Genomic DNA, 18,400 nt, shown 5'->3' with positions numbered 1-18,400 from the left:
TGGCCAAAGAGAAGTTCAACCGTTCGAAGCCTCACTGCAACATCGGGACGATTGGCCATGTTGACCATGGCAAGACGTCTCTGACGGCTGCGATCACGAAGGTTCTTGCGGAGACGGGCGGCGCGACGTTCACGGCGTACGACCAGATCGACAAGGCGCCGGAAGAGAAGGCGCGCGGCATCACGATCTCGACGGCGCATGTCGAGTACGAGACGACGAACCGCCACTACGCGCATGTCGACTGCCCCGGCCACGCGGATTATGTGAAGAACATGATCACCGGCGCGGCGCAGATGGACGGCGCGATCCTGGTGGTTTCGGCCGCCGACGGCCCGATGCCGCAGACCCGCGAGCACATCCTGCTCGCCCGTCAGGTCGGCGTGCCGGCGCTGGTGGTGTTCCTGAACAAGTGCGACCAGGTTGACGACGAGGAACTCCTCGAACTCGTCGAGCTGGAAGTGCGCGAGCTTCTGTCGAAGTACGACTTCCCGGGCGACGACATCCCGATCATCCGCGGCTCGGCGCTGGTGGCGCTGCAGAATGGCGACCCCAAGCTGGGCCATGACGCGGTTCTGGAGCTGATGAAGGCGGTCGACGCCTACATCCCGCAGCCGGAGCGTCCGGTTGACCTGCCGTTCCTGATGCCGATCGAGGACGTGTTCTCGATCTCGGGTCGCGGCACGGTGGTGACGGGTCGCGTCGAGCGCGGCATCATCAAGGTGGGCGAGGAAGTCGAGATCGTCGGCATCCGTCCGACCATCAAGACGACGGTGACCGGCGTTGAAATGTTCCGCAAGCTGCTCGACCAGGGCCAGGCCGGTGACAATGTCGGCATTCTGGTTCGCGGCACGAAGCGCGAGGACGTGGAGCGCGGCCAGGTCGTGTGCAAGCCGGGTTCGGTGAAGCCGCACACGAAGTTCAAGGCGGAAGCCTACATCCTGACGAAGGAAGAGGGTGGCCGTCACACGCCGTTCTTCACCAATTACCGTCCGCAGTTCTACTTCCGGACGACGGACGTGACTGGCATCGTGACCCTGCCGGAAGGCACGGAAATGGTGATGCCGGGCGACAACATCACGGTTGACGTGGCGCTGATCGTGCCGATCGCGATGGAAGAAAAGCTGCGCTTCGCTATCCGCGAAGGCGGCCGTACCGTCGGCGCCGGCGTCGTCGCCTCCATCATCGAGTGACATCGACAATCCCGAGGGGCGCTGGAACGCCTGCGCCCCTTTTTCGTGGAGCTCGTTACTGAGCCCGACTGACGAGCCCTCTGGGAGCCTGAAGTCAATGAACGGCCAAAATATTCGGATCCGCCTCAAGGCGTTCGATCACCGCATCCTGGATGCCTCGACGCGCGAAATCGTTTCGACGGCCAAGCGTACGGGCGCCCAGGTTCGCGGGCCCATTCCGCTGCCGACGCGGATCGAGAAGTTCACGGTCAATCGTTCTCCCCACGTGGACAAGAAGTCCCGTGAGCAGTTCGAGATGCGGACGCACAAGCGTCTGCTGGACATAGTCGACCCGACCCCCCAGACCGTGGACGCGCTGATGAAGCTCGACCTCGCTGCGGGTGTCGACGTCGAGATCAAGCTCTGAGAGAAGGCGAAGGGACACGGCCATGCGGTCAGGCGTCATCGCCCAGAAGGTCGGCATGACCCGCATCTTTAACGATGCTGGGGAACATGTTCCGGTCACTGTGCTGAAAGTCGATAATTGCCAGGTGGTTGCCCACCGTACGCTCGAGAAGAACGGCTACACGGCCGTCCAGCTCGGTGTCGGTCAGGCGAAGCCGCAGAACACCACCCGCGCTCTGCGCGGCCACTTCGCGGTCGCGAAGGTTGAGCCGAAGCGCAAGATGGCGGAATTCCGCGTCGAGGAAACCGACCTTATTCCGGTCGGTGCCGAGCTGACCGTCGATCACTTCGTGGTCGGCCAGTTCGTCGACGTGACGGGCACCTCCATCGGCAAGGGTTTTGCCGGCGGTATGAAGCGCCACAATTTCGGCGGCCTGCGTGCCACCCATGGCGTGTCGGTCTCGCATCGTTCGATTGGTTCGACTGGTGGTCGTCAGGACCCCGGCAAGACCTTCAAGAACAAGAAGATGCCTGGCCATATGGGCCACGAGACGGTGACGACCCAGAATCTCAAGGTCGTGCTCACCGATGTCGAGCGCGGTCTGATCGCGGTCGAGGGTGCGGTGCCCGGCAATAAGGGCGGCTGGATCCTGGTGGCCGACGCGGTGAAGAAGAAGCTTCCGGAAGCCGCGCCGAAGCCGGGCAAGTTCCGTTTGCCGGGCGCGGAAGCGGCCAGCGACGAGCCGGCGGCTGACGTTGCGCCGGCGACCGAGGCTGCGGCCGAGGAGAACGTGTGATGGAACTCGCCGTCAAGACTCTCGAAGGGGCCGAGGCCGGCTCCATCACCCTGTCGGACGAGATCTACGGTCTCGAGCCGCGGCAGGACATTCTGCACCGCTGCGTGGTGTGGCAGCTCTCGCGTCGCCAGGCCGGCACGCACCAGACGCTGTCGCGCGCTGACGTCAACCGCACCAAGCGGAAGATGTACAAGCAGAAGGGCACCGGCGGCGCTCGCCACGGTGCGGCTTCCGCTCCGCAGTTCCGTGGCGGCGCCAAGGCGTTCGGTCCGGTCTCCCGCAGCCATGCGAGCGAGCTGCCGAAGAAGGTGCGCGCGCTGGCTCTGCGCCACGCGCTGTCGTCCAAGGCCAAGGATCAGCAGATCATCGTCCTTGACGATGCGGTGCTGTCCGAGCCGAAGACGAAGCTGCTGAAGGAGCGTCTGGCGGGCCTCGGCCTGTCGAGCGTGCTCGTCGTGTCCGGCGCCGAGGTTGATGCCAATTTCGGCCTGGCCTCGCGCAATGTCACTCATCTCGACGTGCTGCCCGTCCAGGGCATCAACGTCTACGACATCCTGCGCCGTCAGACCCTGGTTCTGACGAAGGCGGCTGTCGACGCTCTGGAGGCGCGCTTCAAATGAGTCTCGATCCGCGCCACTACGACGTGATCGTGTCCCCGGTGATCACCGAGAAGGCCACGATGGCGTCCGAGCACAACAAGGTCGTCTTCAAGGTTGCTCTGACGGCTACCAAGCCGCAGATCAAGGAAGCGGTCGAGAAGCTCTTCGATGTGAAGGTCGAGAGCGTCAACACGCTGGTCCGCAAGGGGAAGACGAAGTTCTTCAAGGGCCGCAAGGGCGTGCAGAACGACGTGAAGAAGGCGGTCGTGACCCTCGCCGAGGGACACTCCATCGACATCACGACGGGTCTGTGAGCCGGAATTAAGGGACCAGAGACATGGCGCTCAAAACCTTCAAGCCGGTAACGCCGAGCCTTCGCCAGCTCGTCATCGTCGACCGCTCGTCCCTGTACAAGGGCAAGCCGGTCAAGACGCTGACGGAAGGCAAGTCGGAGGCGGGCGGCCGCAACAACACCGGGCGCATCACCGTGCGCTTCCGCGGCGGCGGCCACAAGCAGGCCTACCGCCTCGTCGACTTCAAGCGCGCCAAGCGCGACGTTGCGGCGACCGTGGAGCGTATCGAGTACGATCCGAACCGCACCGCCTTCATCGCCCTCATCAAGTATGAGGACGGCGAGCTCGGCTATATCCTGGCCCCGCAACGCATTTCGATCGGCGACCAGGTCGTCGCCTCGAAGAGCGTCGACGTGAAGCCCGGCAACGCCGCGCCGCTCGGCAACCTGCCGGTCGGCACGATCGTGCACAATGTCGAGCTGAAGATCGGCAAGGGCGGTCAGATCGCCCGTTCCGCCGGTTCCTACGCGCAGATCGTCGGCCGCGACCAGGGCTATGTGATCATCCGCCTCAATTCGGGTGAGCAGCGTCTGATTCACGGCGAGTGCATGGGTACGGTCGGCGCTGTGTCGAACCCGGACCACATGAACACCAATCTCGGCAAGGCCGGTCGCAAGCGCTGGCTCGGCCGTCGTCCGCACAATCGTGGCGTCACGATGAACCCGGTCGACCATCCGCATGGCGGCGGCGAAGGCCGCACCTCGGGTGGACGTCATCCGGTCACGCCCTGGGGTTTCCCCACCAAGGGCAAGAAGACCCGGAAGAACAAGTCGACCACCAAGTTCATCGTGTCCAGCCGGCACGCCCGCAAGAAGTGAGCGAGGGAAACTGAACTATGTCTCGATCGGTCTGGAAAGGTCCGTTCGTCGACGGCTACCTCCTCAAGAAGGCGGATGCCGCGCGCGCGTCGGGTCGACACGACGTCATCAAGATTTGGAGCCGCCGTTCCACGATCCTCCCGCAGTTTGTGGGGATCACCTTCGGCGTCTATAACGGCAACAAGCACGTCCCGGTTTCGGTTTCCGAGGACATGGTGGGCCACAAGTTCGGCGAGTTCGCGCCTACCCGTACTTATTACGGGCATGCAGCGGACAAGAAAGCCAAGCGGAAGTAGAGGCAGGGTCATGGGAAAGGCAGCTCGTCCGCGCACGCTCGCGGATACGGAAGCCAAGGCGGTTGCGCGTAACCTTCGCGTCAGCCCCCAGAAGCTCAACCTCGTCGCCGGTCTTATCCGGGGCAAGAAGGTCGCGACCGCTCTGGCCGACCTTCAGTTCTCGCGCAAGCGGATCGCCGGCGACGTGAAGAAGTGCCTGGAATCGGCGATCGCCAATGCCGAGAACAATCACGAGCTCGACGTCGACGATCTAATCGTCGCCGAGGCTCATGTCGGCAAGGGCCTGGTCATGAAGCGCTTCGCCGCCCGTGCCCGTGGTCGTGCGAGCCGGATCGAGAAGCCGTTCTCGCATATCACCATCGTGGTGCGTGAAGTCGAGGAGAAGGCCTGATGGGTCAGAAGGTCAACCCGGTCGGGCTCCGGCTCGGCATCAACCGCACCTGGGACTCGCGCTGGTTCGCGAGCAAGGGCGAATACGGCCAGCTGCTTCACGAGGACATCAAGATCCGTGAAGTGCTGCAGAAGATGCTCAAGCAGGCCGCGGTCTCCAAGATCGTGATCGAGCGTCCGCACCGGAAGTGCCGGGTGACGATCCACTCCGCCCGTCCGGGCGTGGTGATCGGCAAGAAGGGCGCGGATATCGACAAGCTGCGCAAGAAGGTCTCCGAGATGACCAACTCGGAAGTCTTCATCAACATCGTCGAGATTCGGAAGCCCGAAATCGACGCGCGCCTTGTCGCCGAATCGATTGCGCAGCAGCTTGAGCGCCGTGTGGCGTTCCGTCGCGCCATGAAGCGCGCGGTCCAGTCCGCGATGCGTTTGGGCGCGGAAGGCATTCGTATCAACTGCGCGGGCCGTCTCGGCGGCGCGGAAATCGCCCGTCTCGAATGGTATCGTGAAGGGCGCGTGCCGCTTCACACCTTGCGCGCGGACGTGGATTACGGTACGGCCACCGCCTTCACGACTTACGGCACCTGCGGTGTCAAGGTCTGGATCTTCAAGGGCGAGATCCTGGAGCACGATCCGATGGCGCAGGATAAGCGCCAGGCGGAAAGTGAATCTTCGGGTGGTCGCTCGTCGCGCCGCGACGCGGCGTGAACAGAGTGATGAAGGAATAAGAGGCGCGACATGCTGCAACCAAAGCGCACGAAGTTCCGCAAGCAGTTCAAAGGCCGTATTCACGGCGTTGCGAAAGGCGGAACTGACCTCAATTTCGGCCAGTTCGGGCTTAAGGCCCTGGAGCCGGAGCGCGTGACCGCGCGTCAGATCGAAGCCGCGCGTCGCGCGCTCACCCGTCACATGAAGCGTGCGGGCCGGGTGTGGATTCGCATATTCCCTGACGTACCGGTTTCGTCGAAGCCGACCGAAGTCCGCATGGGTAAGGGCAAGGGCGCGCCTGACTTTTGGGCCGCCAAGATCAAGCCCGGCCGTATCATGTTCGAGATCGATGGCGTGAGCCAGGATATCGCCCGTGAAGCGCTTCGGCTGGCGGCGGCGAAGCTGCCGATCAAGACGCGCTTCGTCGAGCGCATCGCTGAGTGACGGAGGAACAGATGACCAAGGCTTCCGACATTCGGACGAAGACCGCCGACGAGCTGCAGGACCAGCTGCTGGGCCTGAAGAAGGAGCAGTTCAACCTGCGCTTCCAGAAGGCGACCGGCCAGCTCGAAAACACGGCGCGGGTGCGTCAGGTTCGTCGCGACATCGCGCGGACCAAGACCATCCAGGCGCAGAAGGCCGCGTCTGCGGCCAAGGCTAAGTGAGGAGAGGGCGATGCCGAAGCGTATGCTGCAGGGCGTCGTGGTGAGCGACAAGCAGGACAAGACCGTCGTGGTCCGGGTCGAGCGCCGTTTCACCCATCCGCTGCTGAAGAAGACCGTCCGCCGTTCCAAGAAGTACCATGCCCATGATGAGGGCAACGCTTGGAAGGAAGGCGACACCGTCTGGATCGAGGAGCACCGCCCCTTGTCCAAGCTCAAGAACTGGATCGTTGTCCAGGGCGAGAAGCGGGCTGAAGTCTGAGCGCCCGGAAACGGGATTGAGGGGCGCGCGCCGGTGACGGCTGCGCGCGGTTTTTGCGAGAAATAGGTGCGTCATGATCCAGATGCAGACCAATCTCGACGTGGCGGACAATTCCGGTGCGCGTCGCGTCATGTGCATCAAGGTGCTTGGCGGTTCGAAGCGCAAGTATGCCCATGTCGGTGACATCATTGTGGTGTCGGTGAAGGAAGCTATCCCGCGCGGCCGCGTGAAAAAGGGCGACGTGATGAAGGCGGTTGTCGTTCGCACCGCCAAGGATATCCGTCGTGTCGATGGTTCCGTGATCCGCTTCGACCGCAATGCGGCCGTGCTGATCAACAACAACAAGGAGCCGGTCGGCACCCGTATCTTCGGGCCGGTTCCGCGCGAGCTTCGCGCGAAGAACCACATGAAGATTATCTCGCTGGCGCCGGAGGTGCTTTGATGGCCGCGAAGATCAAGAAGGGCGACAAGGTCGTCATTCTCACCGGCCGCGACAAGGGTCGCACGGGCGAGGTGTTTGAGGTGCTGCCGAAGGAAGGCAAAGCGCGCGTGCGCGGCGTCAACCTCGTGAAGCGGCACCAGCGGCAGAGCGCGAACCAGGAAGGCGGGATCATCTCCAAGGAGGCGGCCCTCGACCTGTCGAACATCGCGATTGCCGATCCTAAGGATGGCAAGCCGACTCGCGTCGGTTTCCTTGTGCAGGCGGACGGCACCAAGGTGCGCGTGGCCAAGCGCTCGGGGGAGAAGATCGATGGCTGAGACCAGCTACACCCCGCGGATGAAGTCGCTCTATGAGGACGTCGTTCGCAAGCAGATGATCGAGCAGTTCGGCTACAAGAACCCCATGGAAGTGCCGACGATCGACAAGATCGTCATCAACATGGGTGTTGGTGAGGCGACGGCCGACACGAAGAAGGTGACGACCGCTGCGGCGGATCTCGCGCTCATCGCCGGCCAGCGACCGGTTGTGACCCGCGCCCGCAACGCGATCTCGAACTTCAAGCTGCGCGAGAACCAGCCGGTCGGCGCGAAGGTCACCCTTCGCAAGACCCGCATGTTCGAGTTCGTCGACCGCCTGGTCAACATCGCGCTGCCGCGCGTTCGAGATTTCCGCGGCCTGAACCCGAAGAGCTTCGATGGCCGCGGCAACTTCGCGCTCGGCATCAAGGAGCATATCGTGTTCCCCGAGATCAACTACGACAAGGTTGATCAGATGTGGGGCATGGACATCATCGTCTGCACGACGGCGAAGACGGACGAGGAAGCGCGCGCGCTTCTGAAGGCCTTCAACTTCCCGTTCCGTCAGTAAGCATCCCCTTCCGGCTGTGGGGCGGGAGCCTCAAACGCGGAGACTAGGAGCAAGATCATATGGCCAAGAAGAGCTCGGTCGAAAAGAACGAACACCGTCGGAAGCTCGTGAAGAGCTATGCCGGCCGTCGTTCGCGTCTCAAGGCCCTGGTGAGTAACAAGGAACTGCCGATCGAGGAGCGCTTCGCTGCGGTCCTCAAGCTGGCGGAACTGCCGCGCAACTCGGCGAAGGTGCGGATCCGCAATCGGTGCGAGATCACCGGGCGCCCCCGCGCTTACTACCGCAAGATGAAGATGAGCCGTATCGCGCTTCGTGAGCTCGGTTCGCAGGGCCAGATTCCTGGCCTCGTCAAGTCGAGCTGGTGAGGAGGGTCGACCCATGTCCACGTCTGATCCGATCGGCGATCTCATCACCCGCATCCGCAACGCGCAGATGCGCCGCAAGGAAAAGATCCTCACGCCCGGTTCGCGTCTGCGCGCCAGCGTGCTGGAAGTCCTGGCGGCTGAGGGTTTCATCCGCGGCTATTCGGCTTCCGAGCCGGTCAATGGCCGCACCGAGTTCGAGATCGAACTCAAGTACTATGACGGCGAGCCGGTGATCCGCGAAATCTCGCGTGTCTCCAAGCCGGGTCGGCGGGTGTATTCCTCCGTCAAGACCCTTCCCCGCGTCGCCAACGGCCTTGGCGTCGCTGTCGTCTCCACGCCGCAGGGCGTGATGGCGGACCACGAAGCCCGCGATAAGAACGTGGGCGGCGAGGTCCTCTTCACGGTCTTCTGATCGGGGAGGAGAGAGAGCACATGTCCAAGATCGGTAAAGCCCCCATCACCATTCCGGCCGGCGTCACGGCGTCGATCAATGGTCAGACGGTGTCGGTAAAGGGTCCCAAGGGGGCGCTTGAAACCACGGTTGTCGACGAGATTGCGGTGAAGATGGAGGACGGGGCTATCCTGTTCTCCCTCAACGGCGAGACCAACCGCCACAAGTCGATGTGGGGCCTGTCCCGCACGCTGGTGGCCAACCTGGTCGAAGGCGTCACCAAGGGCTTCGAGAAGAAGCTCGAGATCAGCGGCGTCGGTTATCGCGCCGCCGTTCAGGGCAAGAGCCTGAGCCTCGCGCTCGGCTTCAGCCACGATGTGAACTATGCGATCCCGGAAGGGATCCAGATCGTGACGCCGAAGCCGACCGAGATCGTCATCAGCGGTATCGACCGGCAGAAGGTCGGTCAGGTCGCTGCCGAGATTCGCGCCTATCGCGGCCCCGAGCCCTATAAGGGCAAGGGCGTGAAGTACGCGGGTGAGTTCATCTTCCGCAAGGAAGGCAAGAAGAAGTAACGGACCCGAACCATGGCACAGTACAAGGACGCTACCGAGCGCCGTAAGGCGCGTGTCCGTCGTGCTCTCCGCACGACGGCGAACGGGCGGCCGCGCCTCTCGGTGCATCGCTCGTCGAAGCACATCTATGCGCAGATCATCGACGACGCGCGCGGCGTGACGATTGCGTCCGCCTCGACGCTCGAGAAGGCCCTGCGGGAAAGCCTGAAGACCGGCGCGGATGTCGCCGCGGCTCAGGCGATCGGCAAGCTCGTGGCGGAACGCGCCGTCGCAGCCGGTGTGAAGGACGTGGTCTTCGACCGCGGCGCCTTCATCTATCACGGCCGCGTCAAGGCGCTCGCCGAGTCCGCCCGCGAGGGCGGTCTCAACTTCTGAGATCACGAGCGGGATCACCCCGCAGAACGACGAGGATAAGATCATGGCTCGTGAACGTGAGCGTGAACGCGAGGATCGCGACAACACGTTCGTGGACAAGCTGGTCCACATCAACCGTGTCGCGAAGGTTGTGAAGGGTGGCCGTCGCTTCGGCTTTGCCGCCCTGGTGGTTGTGGGCGACCAGAAGGGCCGCGTCGGCTTCGGTCACGGCAAGGCGCGTGAAGTGCCGGAAGCCATCCGCAAGGCGACGGAAGCCGCCAAGCGTGCGCTGATCCGCGTGCCGCTGCGCGAAGGCCGCACGCTGCATCATGACGTGCACGGCCATCACGGCGCCGGCAAGGTCATTCTGCGCGCGGCTCCGGCCGGTACCGGCATCATCGCCGGCGGCCCGATGCGCGCCGTCTTCGAGACGCTGGGCATGCAGGACGTGGTGGCGAAGTCGTTTGGCTCGTCCAACCCGTACAACATGGTCCGCGCGACCTTTGATGCGCTGAAGAACCAGGACAGCCCGCGTCTTGTCGCGGCGCGTCGCAGCCTCAAGGTATCGCAGCTTCAGTCGCGCCGTCGCATCGACGACGCCGAAGCGACCGACTGACGCCTGAGAGGTAGGGAAGCTAATCATGGCGAACAGCAGCAAGACGGTTACGGTCGAGCAGACCGGCAGCCCGATCCGCCGCCCCGAGGACCAGCGGGCGACGCTGGTCGGTCTCGGCCTCAACAAGCTTGGGCGTCGCTCGACGCTCGAAGATACCCCGGCCGTGCGTGGCATGATCTACAAGGTCCGCCACCTCGTCCGCGTCGTCGAAGCCTGACGGCGCAGAAGGAGACTGGCGATGAGCAGCCTTAACGAGATCAAGGACAATTCCGGCGCGCGCAAGAAGCGCATGCGCGTCGGCCGCGGCATCGGCTCGGGCAAGGGCAAGACCGGCGGACGTGGCGTGAAGGGTCAGACCTCGCGTACCGGCGTCGCGATCAAGGGCTTCGAGGGCGGCCAGATGCCGATCCATCGGCGCCTGCCCAAGCGCGGCTTCACCAACATCTTCGCCCTGGACTGGAACGAGGTTTCCCTCGGCCGCGTCCAGACCGCGATCGATGCCGGCAAGCTGGACGCGACGGCTGTCGTGACGCAGGCGGCGCTGGTTGAGGCGGGCGTTCTGCGCCGCGCCAAGGACGGTGTGCGCGTGCTCGGTTCCGGCGAACTGACCGCCAAGGTCACGTTCGAGGTCGCCCATGTGACCAAGTCCGCGATCGAGGCGATCGAGAAGGCCGGCGGCAAGGTGACGCTGCTGGTGTCCAAGACCGACACTGGCGAATCGGCGGCCTGACACTTACGTCAGGCCTAACCGGATTTACAGGGCGCAGACGAGGAGCGGAGCCACCATGGCCTCGGCAGCAGAACAGCTCGCGGCAAACCTCAATTTCGGTGCTCTGGCAAAAGCCGACGAACTGAAGAAGCGCATCTGGTTCACCCTGGGTGCGCTTCTCGTTTATCGGCTGGGCACCTATATCCCGATGCCCGGGATCAATCCCGACGCGCTGGCTGACGTGTTCAGCACGGCGCAGCAGGGCATTATCGGGCTCTTCAACATGTTCTCGGGCGGCGCGGTGTCGCGCATGGCGATCTTCGCCCTGAACATCATGCCCTACATCTCAGCCTCCATCATCATTCAGCTGCTGACCACCGTCTCCCCGACGCTGGAAGCGCTGAAGAAGGAAGGCGAGTCGGGCCGCAAGATGATCAACCAGTACACGCGGTACCTGACCGTGGTGCTCGCGGTCTTCCAGTCCTACGGCATCGCCGTCGGCCTCGAAGGCTCCGGCGCCGTCGTGTCGGATCCCGGCTGGTTCTTCCGTATCTCGACGGTCGTTACGCTCACCGGCGGCACCATGTTCCTGATGTGGCTCGGCGAGCAGATCACCTCTCGCGGCATCGGCAACGGCATCTCGCTGATCATCTTCGCCGGTATCGTGGCGGAGCTGCCTGCGGCGATCGCCAACACGCTTGAGCTCGGCCGCCAGGGCGCGCTGTCCACCGGCATCATCCTCGCGGTGATCCTGATGGCCATCGGCATCATCATGTTCATCGTGTTCATGGAGCGGGCTCAGCGCCGTCTGCTGATCCAGTACCCGAAGCGCCAGGTCGGCAACAAGGTGTATGAGGGCCAATCCTCGCACCTGCCGCTGAAGCTGAACACCTCGGGCGTCATCCCGCCGATCTTCGCCTCTTCGCTGCTGCTGATCCCCACCACGGTGGCGAGCTTCATGCAGAGCTCCGGCCCCGGCTGGCTGACGACGGTGACGACGCTCATCGGCCACGGACAGCCGCTGTTCATGCTGCTCTACGTGCTGCTCATCGTGTTCTTCTGCTTCTTTTATACCGCCATCGTGTTCAACCCGACGGAGACGGCGGACAACCTGAAGAAGCATGGCGGCTTCGTGCCGGGCATCCGCCCGGGTGAGCGCACCGCCGAATATATCGACTATGTGCTGACTCGCATCACGGTCATCGGTGCGGCTTACCTAGCGGTCGTGTGCCTATTCCCGGAGATTCTCATCTCCTACGCCGCAGTCCCGTTCTACTTCGGCGGCACCTCGCTGCTGATCGTGGTGAGCGTGACGATGGATACGGTGGCCCAGGTTCAGGGTCATCTGCTGGCGCACCAATATGAGGGGCTGGTCAAGAAGGCCAAGCTCAGGGGGAAGCGCCGATGAGGCTTATACTGCTCGGACCTCCGGGGGCGGGGAAGGGCACGCAGGCGCAGCGTCTCGTCGCGCGCCACGACATCGTGCAGCTGTCGACTGGCGATATGCTGCGCGAGGCCGTCCGCAACGAGACGCCGATCGGCCTTAAGGCCAAGGCGGTGATGGATGCCGGCAACCTCGTCTCGGATGAGATCGTGATCGGCATCATCTCTGACCGCATTGACCAGCCCGATTGCGCCAAGGGTTTCATCCTCGACGGCTTTCCGCGCACGGTGGCTCAGGCCGAGGCGCTGGACCGGATCCTGGCGGAGAAGGGCCTCAAGCTTGACGCCGTGATCGAGCTGAAGGTCGATCAGGACAAACTGGTCGACCGTATCATCCAGCGCGCGCGCGAAACCGCCGCCCGAGGCGAGCCGGTCCGCAAGGATGATGATCCCGAGGTCTTCAAGACGCGGTTGGAAGCCTTCAACCGGGATACCGCCGTCGTCGCGCCCTATTATGCGGAGCGTGGCATGCTGGCGACGATCGACGGGATGAAGCCCATCGATGAGGTGACGAAGGCGATTGCCGACGTCCTCGAGCTGGCCTGAGACTCTCGCTCGGCTTGACATATGGGCGGAATCGCTCTATGTGCCGCGCTTCACTCAAGCGGGTGCCGCCAATCGACATCAATTCGCTGATGTCGGGCGGCCTCGTGCGTATCTCCGCAGGGGCCGGCCTCCACCGGCGCGGGGCATTTTCATCACCGGCTCGTCCGGTTCACATGGAGAGAGCGACGTGGCTCGTATTGCAGGCGTTAACATCCCGACCAACAAGCGCGTCATCATCGCGCTTCAGTATATTCACGGCATCGGCGCGAAGAACGCGGCCGAGATCGTCGAGAAGGTCGGCATTCCGGTCGAGCGCCGGGTCAACCAGCTCACCGACCAGGAAGTTCTGCAGATCCGCGAGACGATCGACCGCGACTATCTGGTCGAGGGCGACCTGCGCCGCGAAGTTTCGATGAACATCAAGCGTCTGATGGACCTCGGCTGCTATCGCGGCCTGCGTCATCGTCGCGGTCTGCCGGTGCGCGGTCAGCGTACCCACACTAATGCCCGCACCCGCAAGGGTCCGGCCAAGGCGATCGCCGGCAAGAAGAAGTGAGGAGGGCGGGCTGAGGCCCGCTTTTCAGCGCCGGCGCCTCGCGCGGCCGGCGCATTCGTTGCGAACACTGTCCCGAGCGCCTGGAATGACGGGCGCGTCCGAAGGATCCAAGGTCTATGGCTAAAGAAGCTGCCCGCATCAAGCGTCGTGAGCGCAAGAACATCGCCTCCGGCGTCGCGCATGTGAATGCGTCGTTCAACAACACCATGATCACCATCACCGACGCGCAGGGCAACACCATTGCCTGGTCGTCGGCGGGCGCCATGGGCTTCAAGGGCTCGCGCAAGTCCACGCCGTATGCGGCGCAGGTTGCCGCTGAGGATTGCGCCCGCAAGGCCGCCGATCACGGCATGCGTACCATCGAAGTCGAGGTCTCGGGTCCCGGTTCCGGCCGTGAATCGGCGCTTCGTGCCTTCCAGGCGGCGGGTTTCACCGTGACGTCGATCCGCGACGTGACGCCGATCCCGCACAATGGCTGCCGTCCGCGCAAGCGTCGGCGCGTCTGACGCCTAATCATCCAGCGGCGCTTCGGGCGCCGCAGGGGCCGCTGCAGTCGGCCTTCCCCCTCCCGCCGGGACCGGGGTGGAAGGTGTCGGGCAGGGAGTCCGGGGCACCGTCGAAACCAAGGGTGACGTCGTGATTCAAAAGAACTGGCAAGAGCTGATCAAGCCCGAGAAGCTTGAAGTCGTGCTCGGCAGCGACCCGAAGCGCCTGGCGACCGTTGTCGCCGAGCCTCTGGAGCGCGGCTTCGGGCAGACGCTCGGCAATGCGCTGCGCCGCATCCTGCTGTCGTCGCTCCAGGGCGCGGCGGTAACGTCCGTGCATATTGACGGGGTGCTGCACGAGTTCTCGTCGATCCCGGGCGTGCGCGAGGACGTTACCGACATCGTCCTCAACATCAAGGACATCGCCATCAAGATGGCCGGCGATGGCCCCAAGCGCATGGTTGTGAAGAAGCAGGGTCCAGGCGTCGTCACCGCTGGCGATATCCAGACCGTGGGCGACGTGCAGGTGCTGAACCCCGAGCTGGTGCTCTGCACGCTCGACGACGGCGCCGAGATCCGCATGGAGTTCACCGTCGACACCGGCAAGGGCTACATCGCGGCCGACCGCAACCGCCCGGAGGATGCGCCGATCGGCCTCATCCCGGTCGACAGCCTTTATTCGCCGGTGAAGAAGGTTTCCTACAAGGTTGAGAACACCCGCGAGGGCCAGATTCTCGACTACGACAAGCTGACCCTCACCATCGAGACCAATGGCTCGGTCGGCCCCGAGGATGCGCTGGCCTACGCCGCGCGCATCCTGCAGGACCAGTTCGAGATCTTCGTCAATTTCGAGGAGCCCAAGCGCGAGACGGAAAGCCCTGTTATGCAGGAGCTGCCCTTCAATCCCGCGCTGCTCAAGAAGGTGGACGAGCTGGAACTGTCGGTCCGTTCGGCGAACTGCCTGAAGAACGACAATATCGTCTATATCGGCGACCTGATCCAGAAGACCGAGGCGGAGATGCTCCGTACCCCGAACTTCGGCCGCAAGTCGCTGAACGAGATCAAGGAAGTTCTCGCCAGCATGGGCCTGCACCTCGGCATGGAAGTGCCGGGTTGGCCGCCGGAGAACATCGAGGATCTCGCCAAGCGGTTCGAAGATCACTATTGAGCATTGAGCGCGGCGTTCGAGCCGTCACCCGTATCTCCCGGCTCGAAAGCCGCCGCATTTAGGAATTTTGCCATGAACCACGGCAAGACGTATCGCAAGTTCAACCGGACCGCGGAGCACCGCAAGGCCATGTTCGCGAACATGTGTCAGGCGCTCATCACCCATGAGCAGATCATGACCACCCTGCCCAAGGCGAAGGATCTTCGCCCGGTGGTGGAGAAGCTGATCACCCTCGGCAAGCGCGGCGGCCTCCACGCCCGCCGTCAGGCGATCGCCGAAGTGCGCGACGTCGCCGTCGTGCGCAAGCTCTTCGACGTGATCGGCCCGCGCTACAAGGAGCGCAATGGCGGCTACACCCGCATCATCAAGGCGGGCTTCCGCCACGGTGATTCGGCAGCGATTGCCGTGATCGAGCTGGTCGATCGCGACGAATCGGCCAAGGGCGCTGCTGACATCGCCCGTCACGAGGCCGCCAAGGCCGAGGAAGCCGCCGCCGCGTGAGCGGGACGGCTGCTGGCCGAATAAATTCCGGATCGGGGCGGCTTTTGCCGCCCCTTTTCTTTTGGCGGTAGTCTTTGCGTGCGAGAGTGGGGCACGGCTGCCCTTTCTCCGCCGCAGGGCGGGGATTATATCTGGCGCCATGAAACGCTTTGTCCTCATCGTTGCTTCGCTTCTCGCCGCCGCGCCGGCACTCGCGCAGGTCCCGGCCGCCGGCGGACCGCGCGTGCCGGCCTCACGCGCCGAGATCGGCCTCAGCTTCGCGCCTGTTGTGGCGCGCACGGCGCCGGCTATTGTCAATGTCTATGCGCTGAAGACCACCCAGCGGAACAACCCGCTGCTGGATGACCCGTTCTTCCGCCGCTTCTTCGGCGACCGGGGCGGGCCGGACGTGCCCGGCTTCGACATGCCGCGCGAGCGCATCCAGCGTTCGCTGGGGTCTGGGGTTCTGGTGGATCGGTCCGGCATCGTCGTGACCAACAACCATGTCATTGACGGTGCCGACGAGATCCGCCTGTCGCTGTCCGACAAGCGCGAGTTCGACGCCGAGGTGATGCTGCGCGACCCGCGCACCGACATTGCGATCCTGAAGATCAAGGACGGCAAGGCGGACTTTCCGTCGGCGACGCTCGGCTCGTCCGACGATCTCCAGGTCGGCGACATTGTGCTGGCGATCGGCAATCCGTTCGGGGTCGGTCAGACGGTGACGCAGGGCATTGTCTCCGCGCTCGCCCGCACCCAGCGTGGCATCACCGACTACGGCTTCTTCATCCAGACCGACGCGGCGATCAATCCCGGCAACTCCGGTGGCGCCCTTGTGGATGGCGCGGGACGTGTGGTCGGCATCAATACCGCGATCTTCTCGCGTTCTGGCGGCTCGCAGGGCATCGGCTTCGCCATCCCCGCCGACATGGTGCGGGTGGTGCTGCAATCGGCGCTGGCCGGCAGCAAGGTCGTGCGCCGTCCCTGGTTGGGGGCCGATCTACAGCAGATGACGCCGGATCTCGCCGAGGGGCTGGACGTGGTGCGCCCCACCGGCGCGCTGGTGCAGAACATCTTCCCCGGCAGTCCGGCTGAGAAGGCGGGTCTGCGCGCGGGCGATCTCATCGTCACCGTGGCCGGGCTGGAGGTGGATGATCCCGACGCCTTCGGCTTCCGCTTCGCTACGCGTCCGCTGGGCGGGGCGGTCGATCTCGGCATCATCCGCCAGGGCAAGCCGGCGACGCTGCGGGTGGCGCTGGAGCCGGCGCCGGAGACGGTGCCGCGCGACGAGGTGCTGCTGCAGGGCCGTTCGCCCTTGTCGGGGGCGACCGTGGTCAATCTTTCGCCGGCGGTGATCGAGGAGATGCGGACGATCGACGCCATCAAGGGCGTGGTGATCCTCATGGTCGGGGAAGGTTCGCCGGCGGAGCGCACCAGCTTCCGTCCTGGCGACGTCATCATGGAGATCAACGGCACCCCGATCGCGACGACCGCCGATCTTCAGCGGATTACGCGGGTGCCGGCGCGCTCCTGGCGGGTGACGCTGCAGCGTGGCGGGCGGGTCATCTCCGCCCTGCTGCCGGGTTGAGGCGGCCTTGTCCGATCTTTTCGCGTCCGCCGGACTTGAGAATGCCGCTCCCCGGCCGCTGGCCGACCGGCTGCGGCCGCAGAAGCTTGCCGAGGTGGTGGGGCAGGAGCACCTGACGGGGGAGGGCGGCGCTCTCACCCGGATGATCGCCAACCGTTCACTCGGCTCACTCATCTTCTGGGGCCCGCCCGGTACCGGCAAGACGACGGTGGCCCGGCTGCTGGCGCGCGAGACCAGTCTGCATTTCGAGCAGGTCTCTGCCATCTTCACCGGCGTCGCCGACCTGAAGAAGGTGTTCGAGGCCGCGCGGGGGCGCCGGGCGATCGGGCAGGGCACTTTGCTCTTCGTCGACGAAATCCACCGCTTCAACCGTGCCCAGCAGGACGGCTTCCTTCCCGTCATGGAAGACGGCACGATCACACTGATCGGGGCCACAACCGAGAACCCGTCCTTCGAGCTTAACGCGGCGCTGTTGTCGCGGGCCCGGGTGCTGGTGTTCAAGGCGCTCGACGCCGAGGCGATCGACAAGCTGCTCCAGCGCGCCGAGACGCTGGAGGGCCGGCGCTTGCCGCTCGCCCCCGAGGCGCGTGCAGCGCTGGCTGGTATGGCCGATGGCGATGGGCGCTACCTGCTCGGCCTTGCAGAGGAACTGCTGGCACAGCCGGACGGGCCGGACCTCGACGTGGCGGGCCTCGCCGCGACCATGCAGAAGCGGGCTCCGATCTACGACAAGGGGCAGGATGAGCATTACAACCTGCTCAGTTGCTTCCATAAAAGCCTGCGCGGCTCCGACGTGAATGGCGCCATGTACTGGGCGGCGCGAATGCTGACGGGCGGCGAAGACCCGGGAACGGTGTTCCGCCGGCTTTGCTGCGCGGCGTCCGAGGATGTCGGCATGGCCGACCCACAGGCGATGCCGCAGGTGGTGGCGGCCTGGACCGCGTTTGAGCGTGTCGGTTGGCCGGAGGGGCGGCTGTTCCTCGCCCAGGCCATTGCCTATGTGGCGACGGCGCCGAAGTCGAACGCCGCCTACTCTGCCTTCAACGCCGCGCTGGCCCTGGCGCAGAAGACCGGCTCTCTGGCGCCGCCAAAGCACATCCTCAACGCGCCGACGAAGTTGATGAAGGAACTCGGCTACCACGCCGGCTACCAGTACGACCACGATTTTCCCGATGCCTTTGCGGGACAGTCGTTCTTTCCGGAAGAGCTGGCCGGGGATCCCAGGTCAGATTTCTACACGCCGAACGAGCGCGGATTCGAGCGCGAGGTGAAGAAGCGCCTGGAATACTGGGCGCGGCTGCGGGCGGAGCGGCAGGGTGGCGACTAGGTTGAGGCGGTTGGACAGGCGGGGCTGAC

Annotated in this window: 30 protein-coding genes; all 30 read left to right on the top strand. The window is 64.3% G+C overall.

Going from position 1 to position 18,400, the window contains the following annotated elements; translation table 11 throughout:
* Window positions 1-1,190, top strand: a 1,190-nt coding sequence (tuf, locus tag BLO63_RS20210) for an elongation factor Tu (protein ID WP_091444512.1), incomplete at its 5' end; no start/stop codon positions are given.
* Between the two features lie 97 nt (window positions 1,191-1,287).
* A complete protein-coding gene (gene rpsJ, locus BLO63_RS20205; RefSeq protein ID WP_013166261.1) occupies window positions 1,288-1,596 on the top strand; it encodes a 30S ribosomal protein S10 in 309 nt (102 codons plus the stop codon).
* Between the two features lie 22 nt (window positions 1,597-1,618).
* On the top strand, window positions 1,619-2,371 hold the full coding sequence (gene rplC / locus BLO63_RS20200) for a 50S ribosomal protein L3 (RefSeq protein ID WP_018390600.1): 753 nt from the start codon (window positions 1,619-1,621) through the stop codon (window positions 2,369-2,371).
* Window positions 2,371-2,991: a 50S ribosomal protein L4 gene (rplD, locus tag BLO63_RS20195; RefSeq protein WP_091444509.1), complete on the top strand. Its 621-nt coding sequence runs from the start codon at window positions 2,371-2,373 to the stop codon at window positions 2,989-2,991. Before rplC ends, rplD begins: the two co-directional genes overlap by 1 nt.
* A complete protein-coding gene (locus BLO63_RS20190; RefSeq protein ID WP_018390602.1) occupies window positions 2,988-3,284 on the top strand; it encodes a 50S ribosomal protein L23 in 297 nt (98 codons plus the stop codon). Before rplD ends, BLO63_RS20190 begins: the two co-directional genes overlap by 4 nt.
* A gap of 23 nt (window positions 3,285-3,307) precedes the next feature.
* On the top strand, window positions 3,308-4,141 hold the full coding sequence (gene rplB, locus BLO63_RS20185) for a 50S ribosomal protein L2 (protein ID WP_091444506.1): 834 nt from the start codon (window positions 3,308-3,310) through the stop codon (window positions 4,139-4,141).
* Window positions 4,142-4,158: 17 nt separating this feature from the next.
* Window positions 4,159-4,437, top strand: a complete 279-nt coding sequence (rpsS, locus tag BLO63_RS20180; RefSeq protein ID WP_018390604.1) for a 30S ribosomal protein S19 — start codon at window positions 4,159-4,161, stop codon at window positions 4,435-4,437.
* 10 nt (window positions 4,438-4,447) lie between these two features.
* Window positions 4,448-4,828: a 50S ribosomal protein L22 gene (gene rplV / locus BLO63_RS20175; protein WP_018390605.1), complete on the top strand. Its 381-nt coding sequence runs from the start codon at window positions 4,448-4,450 to the stop codon at window positions 4,826-4,828.
* Window positions 4,828-5,535: a 30S ribosomal protein S3 gene (gene rpsC / locus BLO63_RS20170; RefSeq protein ID WP_091444504.1), complete on the top strand. Its 708-nt coding sequence runs from the start codon at window positions 4,828-4,830 to the stop codon at window positions 5,533-5,535. Before rplV ends, rpsC begins: the two co-directional genes overlap by 1 nt.
* Before the next feature lie 30 nt (window positions 5,536-5,565).
* Entirely contained in the window at window positions 5,566-5,979 is a 414-nt protein-coding gene (gene rplP, locus BLO63_RS20165) for a 50S ribosomal protein L16 (protein ID WP_091444501.1), read from the top strand.
* A gap of 11 nt (window positions 5,980-5,990) precedes the next feature.
* Complete coding sequence (gene rpmC / locus BLO63_RS20160; protein WP_018390608.1) at window positions 5,991-6,200, top strand: 50S ribosomal protein L29; 210 nt, start codon at window positions 5,991-5,993, stop codon at window positions 6,198-6,200.
* A 10-nt stretch (window positions 6,201-6,210) separates the two neighbouring features.
* The gene (gene rpsQ, locus BLO63_RS20155) at window positions 6,211-6,459 is read left to right on the top strand and encodes a 30S ribosomal protein S17 (RefSeq protein ID WP_018390609.1); all 249 of its coding nucleotides are present in this window, start codon (window positions 6,211-6,213) and stop codon (window positions 6,457-6,459) included.
* Between the two features lie 73 nt (window positions 6,460-6,532).
* A complete protein-coding gene (rplN, locus tag BLO63_RS20150) occupies window positions 6,533-6,901 on the top strand; it encodes a 50S ribosomal protein L14 (protein ID WP_018390610.1) in 369 nt (122 codons plus the stop codon).
* Window positions 6,901-7,218: a 50S ribosomal protein L24 gene (gene rplX, locus BLO63_RS20145; RefSeq protein WP_091444498.1), complete on the top strand. Its 318-nt coding sequence runs from the start codon at window positions 6,901-6,903 to the stop codon at window positions 7,216-7,218. Before rplN ends, rplX begins: the two co-directional genes overlap by 1 nt.
* Window positions 7,211-7,768 (top strand): 50S ribosomal protein L5, encoded by a 558-nt coding sequence (rplE, locus tag BLO63_RS20140; protein WP_091444495.1) that lies wholly within the window; start codon window positions 7,211-7,213, stop codon window positions 7,766-7,768. The genes rplX and rplE overlap by 8 nt, the downstream gene beginning before the upstream one ends.
* 59 nt (window positions 7,769-7,827) lie before the next feature.
* The gene (gene rpsN, locus BLO63_RS20135) at window positions 7,828-8,133 is read left to right on the top strand and encodes a 30S ribosomal protein S14 (RefSeq protein WP_018390613.1); all 306 of its coding nucleotides are present in this window, start codon (window positions 7,828-7,830) and stop codon (window positions 8,131-8,133) included.
* A gap of 13 nt (window positions 8,134-8,146) precedes the next feature.
* Entirely contained in the window at window positions 8,147-8,545 is a 399-nt protein-coding gene (gene rpsH / locus BLO63_RS20130) for a 30S ribosomal protein S8 (protein WP_091444493.1), read from the top strand.
* A 20-nt stretch (window positions 8,546-8,565) separates the two neighbouring features.
* Entirely contained in the window at window positions 8,566-9,099 is a 534-nt protein-coding gene (gene rplF, locus BLO63_RS20125) for a 50S ribosomal protein L6 (protein WP_091444489.1), read from the top strand.
* A 12-nt stretch (window positions 9,100-9,111) separates the two neighbouring features.
* Entirely contained in the window at window positions 9,112-9,474 is a 363-nt protein-coding gene (gene rplR, locus BLO63_RS20120) for a 50S ribosomal protein L18 (RefSeq protein ID WP_018390616.1), read from the top strand.
* A 43-nt stretch (window positions 9,475-9,517) separates the two neighbouring features.
* Window positions 9,518-10,069 carry a 30S ribosomal protein S5 gene (gene rpsE, locus BLO63_RS20115; RefSeq protein ID WP_018390617.1) on the top strand — a complete coding sequence of 184 codons (552 nt, stop codon included), beginning with the start codon at window positions 9,518-9,520 and terminating at the stop codon, window positions 10,067-10,069.
* A gap of 25 nt (window positions 10,070-10,094) precedes the next feature.
* Window positions 10,095-10,286, top strand: coding sequence for a 50S ribosomal protein L30 (gene rpmD, locus BLO63_RS20110; protein ID WP_091444486.1), 192 nt, complete (start codon window positions 10,095-10,097; stop codon window positions 10,284-10,286).
* A gap of 21 nt (window positions 10,287-10,307) precedes the next feature.
* Window positions 10,308-10,799, top strand: coding sequence for a 50S ribosomal protein L15 (gene rplO, locus BLO63_RS20105; protein WP_091444483.1), 492 nt, complete (start codon window positions 10,308-10,310; stop codon window positions 10,797-10,799).
* 55 nt (window positions 10,800-10,854) lie between these two features.
* Window positions 10,855-12,186, top strand: coding sequence for a preprotein translocase subunit SecY (gene secY / locus BLO63_RS20100; RefSeq protein ID WP_091444481.1), 1,332 nt, complete (start codon window positions 10,855-10,857; stop codon window positions 12,184-12,186).
* Entirely contained in the window at window positions 12,183-12,767 is a 585-nt protein-coding gene (locus BLO63_RS20095) for an adenylate kinase (protein ID WP_091444478.1), read from the top strand. Before secY ends, BLO63_RS20095 begins: the two co-directional genes overlap by 4 nt.
* Window positions 12,768-12,954: 187 nt before the next feature.
* Window positions 12,955-13,323 (top strand): 30S ribosomal protein S13, encoded by a 369-nt coding sequence (gene rpsM / locus BLO63_RS20090; RefSeq protein ID WP_091444477.1) that lies wholly within the window; start codon window positions 12,955-12,957, stop codon window positions 13,321-13,323.
* Between the two features lie 116 nt (window positions 13,324-13,439).
* Window positions 13,440-13,829, top strand: coding sequence for a 30S ribosomal protein S11 (gene rpsK / locus BLO63_RS20085; protein ID WP_018390623.1), 390 nt, complete (start codon window positions 13,440-13,442; stop codon window positions 13,827-13,829).
* Between the two features lie 76 nt (window positions 13,830-13,905).
* Window positions 13,906-14,976: a DNA-directed RNA polymerase subunit alpha gene (locus BLO63_RS20080; RefSeq protein ID WP_205409371.1), complete on the top strand. Its 1,071-nt coding sequence runs from the start codon at window positions 13,906-13,908 to the stop codon at window positions 14,974-14,976.
* A 72-nt stretch (window positions 14,977-15,048) separates the two neighbouring features.
* Complete coding sequence (rplQ, locus tag BLO63_RS20075; protein ID WP_018390625.1) at window positions 15,049-15,477, top strand: 50S ribosomal protein L17; 429 nt, start codon at window positions 15,049-15,051, stop codon at window positions 15,475-15,477.
* Window positions 15,478-15,616: 139 nt separating this feature from the next.
* Complete coding sequence (locus BLO63_RS20070) at window positions 15,617-17,044, top strand: DegQ family serine endoprotease (RefSeq protein ID WP_091444474.1); 1,428 nt, start codon at window positions 15,617-15,619, stop codon at window positions 17,042-17,044.
* Window positions 17,045-17,051: 7 nt separating this feature from the next.
* The gene (locus BLO63_RS20065; RefSeq protein WP_091444471.1) at window positions 17,052-18,371 is read left to right on the top strand and encodes a replication-associated recombination protein A; all 1,320 of its coding nucleotides are present in this window, start codon (window positions 17,052-17,054) and stop codon (window positions 18,369-18,371) included.
* Window positions 18,372-18,400 lie beyond the last annotated feature (29 nt).

The sequence above is a fragment of the Ancylobacter rudongensis genome (assembly GCF_900100155.1).
GTDB classification, from domain to species: Bacteria; Pseudomonadota; Alphaproteobacteria; order Rhizobiales; family Xanthobacteraceae; genus Ancylobacter; species Ancylobacter rudongensis.
This window is presented reverse-complemented; position numbering and strand designations above follow the sequence as displayed.

Coding starts and splice junctions, on each gene's coding strand:
- rplD (WP_091444509.1), top strand. CDS start 2,371: ATGGAACTCGCCGTCAAGACTCTCGAAGGGGCCGAGGCCGGCTCCATC.
- rplX (WP_091444498.1), top strand. CDS start 6,901: ATGGCCGCGAAGATCAAGAAGGGCGACAAGGTCGTCATTCTCACCGGC.
- rpsH (WP_091444493.1), top strand. CDS start 8,147: ATGTCCACGTCTGATCCGATCGGCGATCTCATCACCCGCATCCGCAAC.
- BLO63_RS20095 (WP_091444478.1), top strand. CDS start 12,183: ATGAGGCTTATACTGCTCGGACCTCCGGGGGCGGGGAAGGGCACGCAG.
- rpsJ (WP_013166261.1), top strand. CDS start 1,288: ATGAACGGCCAAAATATTCGGATCCGCCTCAAGGCGTTCGATCACCGC.
- rpsS (WP_018390604.1), top strand. CDS start 4,159: ATGTCTCGATCGGTCTGGAAAGGTCCGTTCGTCGACGGCTACCTCCTC.
- rplO (WP_091444483.1), top strand. CDS start 10,308: ATGAGCAGCCTTAACGAGATCAAGGACAATTCCGGCGCGCGCAAGAAG.
- rplF (WP_091444489.1), top strand. CDS start 8,566: ATGTCCAAGATCGGTAAAGCCCCCATCACCATTCCGGCCGGCGTCACG.
- rpsE (WP_018390617.1), top strand. CDS start 9,518: ATGGCTCGTGAACGTGAGCGTGAACGCGAGGATCGCGACAACACGTTC.
- rpmD (WP_091444486.1), top strand. CDS start 10,095: ATGGCGAACAGCAGCAAGACGGTTACGGTCGAGCAGACCGGCAGCCCG.
- rplE (WP_091444495.1), top strand. CDS start 7,211: ATGGCTGAGACCAGCTACACCCCGCGGATGAAGTCGCTCTATGAGGAC.
- rplB (WP_091444506.1), top strand. CDS start 3,308: ATGGCGCTCAAAACCTTCAAGCCGGTAACGCCGAGCCTTCGCCAGCTC.
- BLO63_RS20190 (WP_018390602.1), top strand. CDS start 2,988: ATGAGTCTCGATCCGCGCCACTACGACGTGATCGTGTCCCCGGTGATC.
- rpsQ (WP_018390609.1), top strand. CDS start 6,211: ATGCCGAAGCGTATGCTGCAGGGCGTCGTGGTGAGCGACAAGCAGGAC.
- rpsK (WP_018390623.1), top strand. CDS start 13,440: ATGGCTAAAGAAGCTGCCCGCATCAAGCGTCGTGAGCGCAAGAACATC.
- rplN (WP_018390610.1), top strand. CDS start 6,533: ATGATCCAGATGCAGACCAATCTCGACGTGGCGGACAATTCCGGTGCG.
- rpsN (WP_018390613.1), top strand. CDS start 7,828: ATGGCCAAGAAGAGCTCGGTCGAAAAGAACGAACACCGTCGGAAGCTC.
- rplR (WP_018390616.1), top strand. CDS start 9,112: ATGGCACAGTACAAGGACGCTACCGAGCGCCGTAAGGCGCGTGTCCGT.
- secY (WP_091444481.1), top strand. CDS start 10,855: ATGGCCTCGGCAGCAGAACAGCTCGCGGCAAACCTCAATTTCGGTGCT.
- rplC (WP_018390600.1), top strand. CDS start 1,619: ATGCGGTCAGGCGTCATCGCCCAGAAGGTCGGCATGACCCGCATCTTT.
- rplP (WP_091444501.1), top strand. CDS start 5,566: ATGCTGCAACCAAAGCGCACGAAGTTCCGCAAGCAGTTCAAAGGCCGT.
- rpmC (WP_018390608.1), top strand. CDS start 5,991: ATGACCAAGGCTTCCGACATTCGGACGAAGACCGCCGACGAGCTGCAG.
- BLO63_RS20070 (WP_091444474.1), top strand. CDS start 15,617: ATGAAACGCTTTGTCCTCATCGTTGCTTCGCTTCTCGCCGCCGCGCCG.
- rplV (WP_018390605.1), top strand. CDS start 4,448: ATGGGAAAGGCAGCTCGTCCGCGCACGCTCGCGGATACGGAAGCCAAG.
- rplQ (WP_018390625.1), top strand. CDS start 15,049: ATGAACCACGGCAAGACGTATCGCAAGTTCAACCGGACCGCGGAGCAC.
- rpsC (WP_091444504.1), top strand. CDS start 4,828: ATGGGTCAGAAGGTCAACCCGGTCGGGCTCCGGCTCGGCATCAACCGC.